This is a genomic window from Streptomyces sp. NPDC057963 (genome assembly GCF_042887155.1).
In the GTDB taxonomy this organism is placed as follows: domain Bacteria; phylum Actinomycetota; class Actinomycetes; order Streptomycetales; family Streptomycetaceae; genus Streptomyces.
In genome coordinates, this window is sequence record NZ_JBHVPX010000012.1 from 189,244 (window position 1) to 203,114 (window position 13,871).

General features: G+C 69.2%; 9 protein-coding genes and 4 pseudogenes. 8 read left to right on the plus strand and 5 right to left on the minus strand.

All coding sequences use genetic code 11. The annotated features are described in order from the left end of the window. Window positions 1–124: 124 nt before the first annotated feature. The 4 genes from ACFVT1_RS26965 to ACFVT1_RS26980 all read right to left on the minus strand — a co-directional run bounded on the left by ACFVT1_RS26965 (window position 125) and on the right by ACFVT1_RS26980 (window position 2,132). The gene (locus ACFVT1_RS26965) at window positions 125–835 is read right to left on the minus strand and encodes a DUF4097 family beta strand repeat-containing protein (RefSeq protein ID WP_389799991.1); all 711 of its coding nucleotides are present in this window, start codon (window positions 833–835) and stop codon (window positions 125–127) included. A 109-nt stretch (window positions 836–944) separates the two neighbouring features. Further along, window positions 945–1,211, minus strand: coding sequence for a hypothetical protein (locus ACFVT1_RS26970; RefSeq protein WP_389799993.1), 267 nt, complete (start codon window positions 1,209–1,211; stop codon window positions 945–947). A 286-nt stretch (window positions 1,212–1,497) separates the two neighbouring features. After that, window positions 1,498–1,767: a hypothetical protein gene (locus tag ACFVT1_RS26975; RefSeq protein ID WP_389799994.1), complete on the minus strand. Its 270-nt coding sequence runs from the start codon at window positions 1,765–1,767 to the stop codon at window positions 1,498–1,500. Window positions 1,768–1,769: 2 nt separating this feature from the next. Further along, the gene (locus tag ACFVT1_RS26980; protein ID WP_389799996.1) at window positions 1,770–2,132 is read right to left on the minus strand and encodes an ArsR/SmtB family transcription factor; all 363 of its coding nucleotides are present in this window, start codon (window positions 2,130–2,132) and stop codon (window positions 1,770–1,772) included. A gap of 140 nt (window positions 2,133–2,272) precedes the next feature. On the opposite strand from ACFVT1_RS26980, the pseudogene ACFVT1_RS26985 reads away from it, so the two are divergent. Continuing rightward, a pseudogene (locus tag ACFVT1_RS26985) lies at window positions 2,273–2,971 on the plus strand (transposase); the annotation flags it as partial. A gap of 364 nt (window positions 2,972–3,335) precedes the next feature. Next, window positions 3,336–3,521: pseudogene (locus ACFVT1_RS26990) on the plus strand (IS5/IS1182 family transposase); the annotation flags it as partial. A gap of 412 nt (window positions 3,522–3,933) precedes the next feature. On the opposite strand, the gene ACFVT1_RS26995 reads toward ACFVT1_RS26990, so the two are convergent. Beyond that, the gene (locus ACFVT1_RS26995) at window positions 3,934–4,416 is read right to left on the minus strand and encodes a hypothetical protein (RefSeq protein ID WP_389799997.1); all 483 of its coding nucleotides are present in this window, start codon (window positions 4,414–4,416) and stop codon (window positions 3,934–3,936) included. 198 nt (window positions 4,417–4,614) lie between these two features. Here ACFVT1_RS26995 and ACFVT1_RS27000 point away from each other — a divergent pair, with 198 nt between their 5' ends. The 6 genes and pseudogenes from ACFVT1_RS27000 to ACFVT1_RS27025 all read left to right on the plus strand — a co-directional run bounded on the left by ACFVT1_RS27000 (window position 4,615) and on the right by ACFVT1_RS27025 (window position 13,866). After that, window positions 4,615–5,148, plus strand: a complete 534-nt coding sequence (locus ACFVT1_RS27000; protein WP_389799999.1) for an AMP-binding protein — start codon at window positions 4,615–4,617, stop codon at window positions 5,146–5,148. After that, the gene (locus ACFVT1_RS27005) at window positions 5,070–7,286 is read left to right on the plus strand and encodes a condensation domain-containing protein (RefSeq protein WP_389800001.1); all 2,217 of its coding nucleotides are present in this window, start codon (window positions 5,070–5,072) and stop codon (window positions 7,284–7,286) included. Before ACFVT1_RS27000 ends, ACFVT1_RS27005 begins: the two co-directional genes overlap by 79 nt. Window positions 7,287–7,423: 137 nt before the next feature. Further along, window positions 7,424–7,594, plus strand: a pseudogene (locus tag ACFVT1_RS27010) (SseB family protein); the annotation flags it as partial. After that, window positions 7,569–7,883: pseudogene (locus tag ACFVT1_RS27015) on the plus strand (hypothetical protein); the annotation flags it as partial. The pseudogenes ACFVT1_RS27010 and ACFVT1_RS27015, both read left to right, overlap by 26 nt. Window positions 7,884–8,553: 670 nt before the next feature. Continuing rightward, window positions 8,554–13,005 (plus strand): hypothetical protein, encoded by a 4,452-nt coding sequence (locus tag ACFVT1_RS27020; RefSeq protein WP_389800002.1) that lies wholly within the window; start codon window positions 8,554–8,556, stop codon window positions 13,003–13,005. 66 nt (window positions 13,006–13,071) lie between these two features. Continuing rightward, entirely contained in the window at window positions 13,072–13,866 is a 795-nt protein-coding gene (locus ACFVT1_RS27025) for a Crp/Fnr family transcriptional regulator (protein ID WP_389800003.1), read from the plus strand. Window positions 13,867–13,871 lie beyond the last annotated feature (5 nt).

The following is a 13,871-nucleotide window of genomic DNA, read 5'->3' on the forward strand; positions in this document are numbered from 1 at the left end:
TCCCCGGCCCCCCACCCGGGGCCCCTGTGGCGGTAGCCCCCACCCCCCCCCCCGCCCCCCGCCGGTGGGGTGCCCCGCCCCCGCCGCTGGGAGGTCAGGCCGGTGCTGACCAGCCCTGTGGCTTTCAGCCAGTGGCCTCCACGCTGACGTCGCCGCCTTCTGTGTGTGCCTTGACCTTGTGCGGGGAGGAGGGGTCGGTCTTCACGCCCACCGAGCGGTGGCCGCCTTCCGTGGTGGCGTCCACGGCGTACGTACCCTGCGGCAGCCGGACGGTGGCGTCGCCGCCCTCCGTGCTCGCGTCCACCTTGTCCGGCACCCCTGTAAAGGTGACGGTGACGTCGCCGCCGCCCACACGCGCCGTGACGGTCTTGGCGGAGGAGTCGGCGACCTCCACAGAACCACCTTCCGACTTGGCGTAGGTGGTACCCGACAGGCCCCGGACGGTGATGTCGCCGCCGAGGAGTGTCAGATGGGTGGTGGCGTTCGCCGGTACCTCCACGCGGTAGTGCACCGAGCACTTGCCGGCGTCCGAGCCGCACCCGGAGTGCTTCAGCACGAGTTCGCCGCCGTTGACGGAGTGTGTGGTCTGCGGCCGGCCGTCGGTGTACGCGTACTTCTCGGTGACCTTGGCGGCGCTGCCGGTGCCGGGGACCACTTCGATGGCACCCGCGTAGTCGTCGACGCGCAAGGATGTGATGGTGCCCTTGATGTCGTACGACGACTGGTCGGTCGTGTACTCCTTCGAACAGCCCGTCAGAAAAACAGAGGCGGTGGCCGCGCACAGGGCGGCGGTCGTCGCCCCGGTCGCGAGGCGGCGGGAGAGCGGCTTGGTCATCGGAAAGGTGGTCTCTCTGCTGGACACAGACGGGTGTTGTCTGCGGACTGTGAACGGGCCGGTGTCTCGTGGACGAGAGGAAAGGTGGCGCCGGCGTCGGAAGCGTCGGTCAGGCCGCGCGGGACATCAGGCGCCAGGCAGAGCCGTCCGCGCACGCGGCGACGTGCCGGCAACGGCCTGTCGTCTCGGCCACCCAGAAGCGCTCCGCGATGATGACAGGCGGAACCGGACGGCGCCGGCGCGACTGCCGGAATGCGACATGCACGTCCTGGACATTGTCCGGAACCTTGCCCCAGGCCAGGGTCCAGCGCCGCCCGTTGCGTTCGCCCCACCACACGTCGCGCAGCAGCGTTGGCGCGAGGAAGGAGGAGACCATCGCGTCGACGCAGTCTCCTTCGGTGTCGTAAACTGCCAACGAGGCGCGTTCCCGGTCGCCTCGGCCAATCCGCAGGGACCAGCCGCTGAGCGGGAGGGACAGCTCGCGCAGATCGGTGCCGCCGAGGCCGTGATCGAGAGACTTGCTTTGAGCAGCATGACTGCTCCCCCTTTCGCGGAGAGATGCGTTCGACAGGAACTGTCCTGGACGCAGGACGCGTTGCTCTCTGTTTTGGGTCGTCGGGTGGCAGCCCGGCGGCCCAGTTTTTCGTGCACTGGTCTTCGGCCTACTCGATTTCCTTGAGGGCTCGTTCCGTCGATGCCACCCGCTTGCTGATGTCCGCGAGCGCGATGCTGATCTCAGCGAGCTTGTGGTGCGTTAGTTGCTGAGTGTTCACGGTGAGTTCGGCCAGCCGTTGGTATTCCTGCTCACGGGCGAGCTTCGCCTTCGCTCGAGCCGTAGCGCCGGACTGACGAATGGCCACGATGATCACCGGGACGACGAGGAGGAGGGCGCCCAGCGTCCAGACGATGGTGTCCGGGTCGTAGAACCTCACGGTTACTCCTTCTGGTGGCTTTTATCGTCTGACGCGCCCTCGATGTGCAATGTCTCGGTAGCGGTCGCGATGCTCTGCGGGGTGAGGTGGATGGCGAAGGGCGTCGACTCGTAGAACTTCATCGCCTTGCCGTCCTCGGAAAGTTCGAGCTTGGCGGACACCAACCCGGCGGCTTCCAGCTTGCGCAGATGGATCTGCAACAGCGCCCGGCTGATGCCCAGCTCACGCGCGAGACGACTCACATAGTTCCGTTGCTGGGCGACGGCAGCCACGACCCGCAGGCGATGCGGGCTGGAGAGTGCTGCCATGACCCGCATCAGGTCGTCCCCGGTCAGACCGGAGGTCGCACTGTCCTCCTTGCTCATGCCAACAGAAGTTAGCAGGTGCCAGGAGGGTCGATCAACGGCATAGGTGGTTTTCGGCCTTGACCTCGGGCTTTCATGGAGCGGGATGTCTGATAGGCGGTCAGGGAAACAGGAAGTGCCTCTGACCTGCAAGAACGAGGATTGTTGAGGTCCTTGTTCCCACTGAAGCCAGGGGCACTTCCCCGGTACAGCCACCTACTGGGTCTTATCGCCGTGTCCGCGTTCGAGACGACGGCCGTCAGGTCGTCTCCCAGGCCGGGTCGGCCCTGCTCGTCGAAACAGTCCGCAAGACTGCCTTGACCAGGCTGTATCCGTAACTCTAGCTCCGTCGCGCACACCGCGGGCCGTCCACGGTCCCGGCAAGATCCTCCTGGACGTCGCCCCGACCGTCGCACTCGGCGGGGACTGCCTCGCGGACGTCGCGATGCTGCGGTGCGAGTCGGCCGTCTTCGGCCCGGTCGCCTTTGACCCGAGGGTCTCCCGCCTGATCGACACTCTCGCCGCCTCCGCAGGCCACCCGGTCGGCACGTCCCAGTCCGCAACCGCAACCGCATCTGGCCACTGGCGGACAAGAATGCCCCGGACGTCGATGGACAGGCCACGGGCGACCTCGACGGCGTCCTCGTGATCGCGCACTCCGACAGGGAGGACGCGGCCGCGACCTGGAACAAGACCTACGGGTCATCACCCCCTGACAGCCTTCGGCGACCACGGCCCGGGCGGAACCGGCGAGCCGTTCGCCCTCCTCCTCAGACCGGGGAACGCGGGCTCGCACACGGCCGCCGACCACATCACCCCGCCCAACGGCCCTGGTTCCGCTCCCGAAGAGAACCCGGCGCCCGCCCGACGCGCCAGTCGGGCCACTGGCCCGCACCCGCCCCGGAAGGCGAAAAGGTCCGTTGACTTCGCGAGACTCGCCACGAAGGCACTCATCGGCCCGTCAGGCCGTGGCCACCCCGAGTGCACCATGATGGTCGCCGACGAGACCACGCTTGGCCTACCCGGAACTGGACCGTTAGGCCAGCCGGTTTGCGCGGTCCGTGCGGGACAGCGGCGCCGGACTGGAGACACAGGACGCGGTGTGCTGCGCCACGGTCCCGACCTGCTACTCGCCAGATGGAAGGCCAGCGTCGCCTACGTGCCGCTCGACCCGGACCACCCACGGCAGCGCACCGAGTGAGCCTCGACAGGGTCGGCGCTGGCCTGTTGATCAGCGACGGGCCGTTCTCTGGGCTGACCGAGGCGCAGTTCGCCAGGTTGGTGGCGTTGGTGCGGCGTCGTGGTGGTGACGTGCAGCGCGGCCGGCCGTGGCGGCTGCCGTAGGAAGACCGGGTCTTGCCGGTGGCGACGTACTGGCGCACGAACCTCACGTTGCGGCAGGTGGCGCCGCGAGGCTAGGGGAGCGGCGGCGAATCACACGGCCGTCACCAACCTCAACCGCTGCGTGGCCGACGGCTCGTGACTTTTCGCTCGGCTGATCACGGCTGGGACCGACGTTACGGCCCCGCGCAGCGTTGAGCGCGAACCGTCGAGCTGCTCCGCGCCGTTGCCGACCACGACATCACCGTCCGCCAGGCCGCCCCCTCGCCCCTGACTGATCACGGTCCTGAGTCCGATGCTATTGGAGGCGGAGTAGGGCAGCCTTTTTCTCTGAGCTTCATTTTCAAACTGAGGACACAAGGCGCGTACTTTTCAGACGTGAACCCCTCGTAATCTCGTGACCGCTGCGGGAGGAACGGGAAGCGGTCTGTACGTCCGAAGGTTCACGTGTCATCTGTGGCCGTTGTGCTGGGCCCCGTCGTCAGCTGCAGTGCCAGACGGCCGGGAGGATGGGGGACTTACTGCCGACGGTCGGTGCGGAGCCGGCGATCGTGGAATCGGCGGTGACGGCGTTGAGGGAACCCGCGCCGGTGAGGGCAGGCTTGGCCTGGGTGAGCTGCCAGAGGTTGGTCTTGCCGGTGCCGATGATCAGGCCGTCCGCGTTGATGGCGGTGGTGTCAGTGCCGCCCGGCAGCTTCTCGACCTTGCCGTCCTTGTCCCACAGGACGGCGAAGTAGCCGAAGTCGGCGGTGAGGTCGTGGCCCACGACGCGGCCGTTGGAGATTGCCGAAATATTGGCGTTCGGCGCGCCGGAGGGCAGCGGCAGGGCCTTGGCGACGCCGTCCTCCCATACGTACGGGCGCCAGGTGCCCTCGGGGTTGGACACCGCGGTGACGGCGACCGCGCCGTCGGCATCGACGCCTTCCACCTTGCTGCCGCGCGGGAAGCCGGTGGGTTCGACCACCGTGCCGGGATTGTCGGCGGGCCACAAGTACACCTTGGTGTAGTTGTTGTCGTCGGCGCCGTAACCGTAGCCGTAGATGTCCCCCCGCGCCGTGACGGCCGTCGCGATGACGTCGTGTGCCCCGGTGGGAACGGGAAGTCGCTCCAGCTTGCCGTCACGGGAGCGGAAGGTCGCCCTCGTCGGCGCGCTGGATGCCCCGTGCTGCGGAGCCTGGTGGTGGAGGAGGGCCTTTCGGCGATCTTCATCACGACGGCGTTGTTCAATCTGATCGCGGAGGAGGACGCGGGGGCGTTCTCGGGTCTGCGGGAAGTGCTCACCGGCGGTGAGGCGGCCTCGCCCGCGGCGATGCGTCGGGTGCTGGAGGCGTGCCCCGGGATGGCTTTGGGACACGTGTACGGGCCGACGGAAACGACGACGTTCGTCACGCACTGGCCGAAGCGGTCGGCCGGTGAGGTGCCGGAGGTGCCGCCGATCGGTGTCCCGTTCGACGACACGTGCGCGTATGTGCTGGACGACCGTCTGGGGTTGGTGCCGGCGGGTGTGGTGGGTGAGTTGCATGTCGCTGGCGCTGGGTTGGCTCGGGGTTATTGGGGTCGTTCGGCGCTGACGTCGGAGCGGTTTGTTGCGTGTCCGTTCGGTGGGGCGGGGAGCGGATGTATCGCACCGGGGATCTGGTGCGGTGGAACCGTGAGGGTGCGCTGGAGTATGTGGGGCGTGCTGATCAGCAGGTGAAGGTGCGGGGTTTCCGTATCGAGTTGGGTGAGATCGAGTCGGTGCTGGTCCGGCACGGGTCGGTGGGTCAGGTGGTGGTGGTCGCGCGGGAGGACCGGCCTGGTGACAAGCGGCTTGTGGCGTATGTGGTGGTTGCTCCTGGTGTGGTGGTGGATGTGGAGGGGCACGGCCGTGAGGAGCTGGCGGGTGCGGATCTCTCCCGTACGGTGGGCTGGTTCACCAGCGTGCACCCCGTCCGCCTCCATCCCGGCGCGGTGGCCTGGGACGCCCTGATGTCGGGGGGTCCTGTGGTCGGCGGGTGGGTGAAGCGGGTCAAAGAGCAGTTGCGGGCCATCCCCGACAATGGCCTGGGCTACGGTCTGCTTCGTTACCTCAACCCCAAGACCGCGTCCGAACTCGCGGTGTACGGCAGCCCGCAGATCGCCTTCAACTACCTCGGCCGCATGGCCACCGGCGACCGCCAGGACTGGGAGGTCCTGCCCGGAATCGGTGGCATGGGGGGTGGGGCCGACGCCGCCATGCCGCTCAAGCACGTGTTGGAGGTCAACGCGATCACGCACGACCTGGCCGGCGGGCCGGTGTTGGAGGCCACCTGGTCCTGGGCCGGCGGTGTGCTGGCAGAGGACGACGTGCGCGAGCTGGCCGGGCTGTGGTGCGAGGCCCTGCACGGCCTGGCCGCCGGCGTCGAGTCCGGCGGAGCCGGCGGCCACACCCCCTCCGACCTGACACTCGTCGACCTCACCCAGGATCAGATCGAGGCATGCGAGGGCGCCGTACCCAATCTCGACGACGTCCTGCCGTTGGCACCGCTCCAGGAGGGCTTTCTCTTCCACGCGATCCTGGAGGAGGCGGACACGGACATCTACACGGCACAGATCACGTTCGCTTTCGAGGGCCCGCTGGACGCCGGTGCGCTGAAGGCCGCCGGCGAGCGGCTGCTGGCCCGGCACGCCAACCTGCGCGTCGGTTTCCGGCACGACGGCCTCGATCGCCCCGTGCAGATCGTTCGGCACGACGTCCCCCTGGACTGGACCGAGGCGGATATTTCCGGCCTCGACGACGCCGAGCGTGAGGCGGAGGCATGCCGCATCGCCGACGAGGTCCGTCGGCGGAAGTTCGACCTCGGCCGCCCGCCGCTGCTACGGCTGACGCTGATCCGGCTCGGCGGCGTCCGGCACCGCCTGCTGCTGACGAACCACCACATCCTGTGGGACGGCTGGTCGGCATCAGTGCTCATCGGTGAGCTGCTCTCCCTCTACGGCACCGGTGGCGACGACTCCCGGCTGCCGAAGGTCGCCCCTTACCGCGACTACCTGGCCTGGCTCACCGCCCAGGACCGCGACGCGGCCCGCGCGGCCTGGGCCTCCGCCCTGGCCGGGCTCGAAGGCCCCACCCTCCTCGCCCCCCACGTGGCCGACCGGGCCCTCGAACTGCCGAGGCACCTCACCAGCACCCTGTCGGAGGAGCTGACGGGCAGGCTCGGCGAGTTCGCCCGGCGGCAAGGCGTCACCCTGAACACCCTGGTGCAAGCGGCGTGGGGTCTGCTGCTGGCCGGCATGACCGGCCGGCAGGACGTCGTCTTCGGCATGACGGTTTCCGGCCGTCCGCCGGAGCTGCCCGGTGTCGAGGGCATGGTGGGCCTCTTCATCAACACGCTCCCTGTCCGCGTACGGCTGCGCGACGGCGAATCGGTGGCCGGGCTGCTGAAGCGGCTCCAAGAGGAGCAGGCGGCTTTGATGGGCCACCACCATCTGGGCCTGTCCGAGGTGCAGCGGCAAGCCGGCAGCCGGGACCTCTTCGACACGACGATGGTCTTCGAGAGCTACCCCCTGGACGCGTCGGCCTGGGGTTCCCCGGCCGAGGGGCTGAAGCTGGTCGGTATCGCCGGTGCGGACGCGACGCATTACCCGCTCGCCCTGTCCGTGATCCCCGGCTCCGGGCTGACCCTGCGCCTGGGCTACCGCACCGACGCGTTCGCCCCGGCGGAGGCCGAGCCGTACCTCGCGCGGCTGGAACGCCTGCTGCAGAATATGGTCGCCCAGCCGGACCTACCTGCCGCCAGGGTCGACTTCCTGTCGCTGGAGGAGCGCTACCGCCTCCTCGCCGAGTTCGGCGGCTACGGTGCTATGCCCTCCTGACAGCGGGCATGGACGGCGTGGTGCGGTCCCTCGGGCCGCACCACGCCGTGCGGCAGCCCGGAACGCAGTCGTGCTGGTGCGGGCGGGGTTTGTCCGGGGCGCTTGAGTAGATCGGACAAGCTGATCGGAGTGCTCAAGGCGACAAGTGGGTGTACCGGACGGTGTTGGGTGCGCGGTTGCTGGATGTGATGGTGCCGCTGCTGCCGGGGCCTGCGGGGGTGGCGCTGGATGCGGGTGGTGAGGGCGGGATGTTGTTTCCGCCGGTGGCGGGGATCGTGCCGGATGCGGTTGCGGTGGATCTCGGGGGATGCAGTGAGCGGGGAGAGTTCCGATCTTCAGGTGCCGCCGGAGGCTTTGGCTGCGATCGCGAAGGGGATCGATCTGGCGCATGCGGAGTTGAAGGATCTCGGGTTCATCGGTCAGGTGTCGACGGGCCGGGGGTTCTCGGATCTTGCTTTGTCGGGGCTGGAGTTGGGGCACGGCGGGCTGACGTCGGAGTTCGAGACGTCCTGCAACCGCTGGGAGTGGGGTGTGCGGGCCCTGACGCGGAAGGGGAACGGCTTTGCGCTCGGGGTCGGGTTGTCGGCGGGTTCCTTCTGTTTACGTTCGCGGAACGGGTCGACTGAGCGCTCAGGTCATGCAGACTTGCCCGACCTGCAAGTTCAGGGGTTTGTGATGGTCTCGCGGGCGATGCGGCGATGCGTCGTTCGGGATTCCTGAGGCTCGGACGACGCTCTGGCCGGAAGTCTGATCCAACCGCGTGTCGACAGGGCCGACATGGCCGCTTCCCGCGGTCCGGTGTGCGTGGCACGAGCACCCGCCGGACCTCGACGCAGCGCCTGTGGAATGGCCAGTCGGTGGCCAGTTCTTCTCCGACCGCCCGGCACCACACCTGGTGGAGGCGTGGCCCGGCGGGGTCGAGTAGCGCACCGTATTGCAGCTGATGACGCGGTTTGATCCCACCACGCACTCCTCGCCCAACGCGAGCGCCGACAGTTCGACAGACAGGACGTGCAGCGTGGTGCATTCGATGGCGACGGGGTCCCGGGCGACGGCGTGGCGGGTTGCCGTGGGATGAAGGGAGCTCGGTTCGTCGAAGGAGCGCGTGCCCTTCCGGCTTCTTTGCAAGGCACGTCGCGCAGTTTGTTGTGGAAGGCCGATCACCGCACGCCCTGCTCGATGGGGCTCGCTCGACGGCCCTCGCGCGTAGCATGCATGCGGTATCGCGCGCGGCTGACGAGTTCGTCCAGGAGACGTAAGGAGCGCTGTGGCACCGCGGCCGGGTGGGGAGACGGACGAGTTCGGCAACTGCTTCGAGGGGGCCTGGACGATCAGGCATGCCCTGTACGTGCTGCTGGGTATGGGGACGTCGATCTCCCTGGAGCCGGGTGGGCCGCTGGGCGATGGAGTCGGGTTCGTCTACCGCCACAACGGTGAGTCGGAGGCGCACCAAGTCAAACGGCAGAACCGGAACGCCAACAGCTGGAGCGTGGCCTCCCTCCACGACAAGGGGGTCTGGGGGCACCTGCGGTCCCACGTCGCGGCCGGCCGGACGTTCCGCTTCGTCTCCGCGCTCCCCGCCCGTGCGATCGACGAACTCGCAGATCGCGCCCGGCGCTGCGACGACGTCGCCTCTTTCGAGGGCGAGTGGCTGACGGACGAACTCCGAGGTCCCTTCGACGCCCTTGCCTCGGGCGACATTTATGGTTCGGCCACGACCGCCTGGCGCATGCTGAGAGGGCTCCGGGTGGAGCGGCGCGACGAACGGGACCTCGTGCTCACCAACGCGGTTTCGGCCGAGCAGGTCCTGAGGGGAGCACCGGGCCGCCTGGCGGCCGTCGGCCTCGGCCAACTCCTGCTCGACAACCTGGGAACCACGCTCGACGCCGGGGCCCTTACCGCCCGGCTGGCACCGTACGGATTGCGGCGGGTCGGGCGGGTGGACGGTGTCGCGGTGTCCGACGCCGTGAGAAGGGTGACGAGCCGGTGGGCGGCGACCGTCGAACGTGAGCTGCTCACGCCCACCATCCCTCGTGAGGAGGCCGTCCGGCTCATCGAGGAGGTCAGGGTGGACACCCGGCAGTTCATCCTCCTGACCGGCGCCGCGGGCGGTGGGAAGAGTGCCGTGCTGCACCAGGTCTTCACCGCCCTCGACGACGCGGCCACTCCCGTGCTCGCCTTCCGCCTCGACCGGCTGGACTCCTTCGACTCGACCCATGCCCTGGGGCAGCGCATCGGCCTGGACATCTCCCCGGTCGGCGCTCTCGGCGCCATGGCCGACGGGCGGCCCTGCGTGCTCGTCGTGGACCAGCTCGACGCCGTCAGCATGGCGTCGGGACGCATCCCCCTGGCCTTCGACGCGGTGGCCGACCTGGTGGACGAGGCGATGGCACACCCGGGCATGCGGGTAGTCCTGGCCTGCCGCGCGTTCGACGCCGAGGCCGATCACCGCATTCGCCTGCTCGCCGCCCCGGACCACTGCGCACGCGTCGCAGTCGGGTCGCTCTCAGACCCCCAGGTCGACGCTGCCGTCACCGGCATGGGCCTGGATGCCTCCCGACTGACGGCGACGCAGCGGGCATTGCTGCGGTCACCACTGCATCTCGTCCTCCTCGCCGAGGTCGCGGAACAGGAGGAGGCTCTCTCCTTCCACACCACCCGGCAACTGTTCGACGCCTTCTGGAACACCAAACGGCAGGACTGCGAGCGCCGCCGGCCCTCCGTGCGCTTCCACGAGGCGGTATCGGCCGTCGCGGGCGCCATGAGTGCGCGACAGCGACTGTTCGTGCCGTACAGCATGCTCGACACGGATGACCTCGCCGCCAGTCGGGAGATCCTGGTGTCGGAACATGTCTGTGTGCGCGACGGCCGGCAACTGGCCTTCTTCCACGAGAGTTTCTTCGACTACGCCTTCGCGCGGGACTGGCTCCGTCGCGACGAGAGCCTGGTCGCCTTTCTCACCGCCGGGGAGCAGGAGCTGTTTCGACGTGGTCAGCTTCGGCAGGTACTCGATCATCTGCGGGACCTGGACCCGGAGAGGTTCGCCGAGGATGTCGAGGCGCTGCTGACCAGCCCGGAGGTCCGCTACCACCTCAAAGACCTGACCCTGGCCGTGCTGCGTGCGCTGGACGTCCCAACTGCCACGGAGTGGGGTGCCGTCGCGCGCGTACTGGACACCCGCCCCGCCTTCCGGGACCACCTCATCGGCGTGGTCGGCACCCCGGCGTGGTTCCGTCGCGCGGACGCCGAGGCGGTCGTCGAGAGCTGGTTGGCCAGTGCTGATACAAGGGAACAGGACCGGGCGGTACAGCTGTTGATGTCAGTCGTCGGCGCCTTGCCCGACCGGGTGGCCCGCCTCCTCGAACCACACGCCGCGGATCCGCTGTACGGATCCTGGCTGAAGCGGATCGTTCCCCGTGCCGGCCTCGCCGACAGCCGGTTGCTCTTCGACCTTGCGCTCGACGGCATCCGAGCCGGCTTCCTCACAGACGTCGAACACGTCCTCTGGGCCCTTGCGGGCGACCTGGCGGCCGAAGAACCCACATGGGCAGTCGAACTGCTGGGCGTGCTGCTGGCGGAACGCCCGAAGGCTCTTCAACTCGACGACAGCGGCAGGGCCGCCGTGCTGCTGACCTCGGACCACGCCGCACTCCAGACGGTGGAGGTCGCTGCGCTCGGCGCACCGGAGGAGTTTTGCGTCCGGCTGCTGCCGGTCCTGCTGGCCGTTGTGAGGGTGACGGCCTACCCCGCGCGGACCGGATGGCCCGTCTGCGACCGGCACTTCTCGTACCGCCATCCAGGCGACGACCCGGGCGATCTGGGCGACGCCTTGGTGCAAGGCGCGGCCAAGGCCTTGCGGATCATGGCGGGCCGGGACGCCGTGCGTACACGTGGGCTCGTGGAAGGGCTCGCCGACATGCCGTACGAGACGGCACAGTGGCTCCTCTACCAAGCACTGGCCGCAGGGGGACCCGCCCTGGCTCCTTGGTCCGCAGAGATCCTTCTCCAGGGCGGACACCGTCTCCTGTCCGGCTACGCGGCCAATGTCGTGTGGGGCGCGCGCGAGGTCCTGCGCGCCGTCAGTGGTGCCCTTCCCGACGACACCCTCGGTCGGCTGGAGCAGTCACTGCTCCACCTGCGCCTTCCCCCGGACGAGGAGCTCTCGCCCTGGCACGAGTTCACCCTGCTGACGGCGCTTCCCGAAGGGCGGCTCTCCGAGCGGGCGGTGCGTCGGCTCGGCGAACTCCGCCGACTCCACGGCGACCGGCGGGAGCCGGACGAGCCCGAGGGAGCGACGGGCGGGTTCGTCGGGCCGCCCATCCCGCCGGAAGCTGCTCAGCACATGAGTGACGACCAATGGCTGAGGGCCATGAGGAAGCACAGCCGGGACCGGACCGACTGGGCGGCCTTCACCGGTGGGGCGCGCGAACTGTCCTACGTGTTGCGGAGCATGACGGTGGCGGACCCCGGCCGGTTCGCGCGGCTCTCCTTGCGGATGGACGCCGGAACGCACCCTGCCTACGGCGCCTCGCTGCTCCTCGGCCTCGGGGAGGCGGAGCCGTACGAGGACCCGGAGACCGTCTTCGCGGCGGTACGTCATTTCGCGGGCCAGGGCAGACCGGGGCAAGACCGATGGCTGGGACACGCCCTGCGGAAGTACCTCGACCACGTGCCGCTCGATCTGGTCGAGGCGCTCCTGAGCCGCGCTCTCGGCTCCGGCGAGCCGAGTGACACCGAGGTTGTGTTCGGCGCGGACGAAGGTGACATGACGCGCGACCTGCTCACCGCGGGCATGAACACCGTACGGGGCAGCGCGGCCGAGAGCCTGGGAGACCTGCTCGTCCACGATACGGACGGGTCCCGCGCCGCCTTGGTCGTCCCCCGACTGGGCCGACTGACCGCCGACCCCTCCCTCGACGTCCGGGCGTGCGTGGCCCACGTGCTGCGTGCCGCGATCCGCCATGACCGCCCGGCGGTGTCCGACGCCTTCGAAGTGCTCGTCCGGGCTCCCGACCAGCTACTGGCGTCACCGCACGTGTCCCGCCTGGCCGTGGCCCTGATGCACGGGGCTCCGAAGACGGCTGGACCTCTGACGGAACGGATGCTGGCTTCCCCGGTGGTGGCGGTGCGCCGGATCGGTGGACAGGTCGCCGCGCTGGCCGCGATGGAGTGGCAGACTCCGGGCCTGCTGGCTCAGGTGCTCGCCGGGAACGACGCCGCGCAGCGACAGGGAGCCGCTGATGTGTGCGCCCGGCGTCTCGTGAACACCGGGGACGCGGCGCTCGCCCACCACGCGCTTGTCCGGTTCTTCCACGATCCGGACGAGGAGGTACGGAAAGCCGCCGCCGAGGTAGCCGGCGCGCTGCGGGGCCGACGACTGGGACCGCACCGCAGGACGCTCACCGCGCTGATCGACTCCCGCGCCTTCGAGACCGCCCTGCCCCAGTTGCTGATCACGTTCGAGCACGCCCCTGACCGCGTCGACGGACTGGCCCTGACGTGTGTGCGGCGTTTCCTCGCGGTGTTCGGAGCTGCCTCGGCCGATCTGGCGCGCGGCGCAGCGGCCGACGCCCACCACATCGGTGGGTTGCTGGTCCGGTCGTACGTCCAGGCGCCCTCGGCCGCGCGCCGGTCCGAGATCCTCGACGTGCTGGACCGCCTGCTGCTCCTCGGCTCCCACGGTGTGGCCAGGGCCATCGGCGACGCCGATCGCGACTGAATGCGATCAGCGGTTCCCCGGCGTCCGCCGGGCCGGCTCGCAGGGACTACGGCCGACGCTCCGGCTGTGCGCCGTCGCGCGCCGTGGCGTGCGTCCGGCGCACCGGCGGACCGGGCGGAAACGCACGCCACGATGGAGGCCAAGTGCTGTGCTGTGCAGATGATGCACGGCTCGAACCCCGACGGCCACGCGGCGTTCCTCGACACGTTGTCGCACGAGGCACGCGCGGCCTTCGCCAAGCTCGGTACGCGGTGCCGCTATGCCGTGGGGGACATACTCATCCACGAGGGCGACCATGCACAGGAGTTGGTGGTCCTCCACGAAGGCTTCGTGAAGGTAACCGCACGGCTGGACGGTGACCGGGCGTCGCTCATGGACATCAGGATCGCCGGGGACATCGTGGGCGAGCTTGCGGCGATGGATCTCGGGCCGAGGTCGGCCACGGTCACCGCCTGCGGTGATGTGACCGCCACGATCGTTCCGAGGCACGAACTGGAGCCATTCCTCTCCACCAACCCCGAGACCTCGATGGCCATCAACCGCATGCTCTGCGGCCGGCTGCGCCGGTCCGACCGCCGGCGGCTGGAGTTCGGCGAGTACCCGGTCGCGGTCCGGCTGGCCCGCGTACTCGTCGAACTGGCGACCTCCTATGGGCGACCCGAGCGGAACTCGGTGCGGATCGATGTGAACCTGTCCCAGTCCGAGTTCGCCGCCCTGACCGGGTCCAGAACGCACACCGTGCACAAGGCACTCGCCCAGCTGCGGGACGAAGGCATCATCAGCACCGGCCTCCGGCAGACCTACGTACGGGACCTGCCCCGCTTGCGGAGGGCAGCCCGGCTGAGTGTGTCGGTTTTCTAGGGCCG

Coding starts and splice junctions, on each gene's coding strand:
- ACFVT1_RS26965 (WP_389799991.1), bottom strand. CDS start 835: ATGACCAAGCCGCTCTCCCGCCGCCTCGCGACCGGGGCGACGACCGCC.
- ACFVT1_RS26970 (WP_389799993.1), bottom strand. CDS start 1,211: ATGGTCTCCTCCTTCCTCGCGCCAACGCTGCTGCGCGACGTGTGGTGG.
- ACFVT1_RS26980 (WP_389799996.1), bottom strand. CDS start 2,132: ATGAGCAAGGAGGACAGTGCGACCTCCGGTCTGACCGGGGACGACCTG.
- ACFVT1_RS27005 (WP_389800001.1), top strand. CDS start 5,070: ATGTATCGCACCGGGGATCTGGTGCGGTGGAACCGTGAGGGTGCGCTG.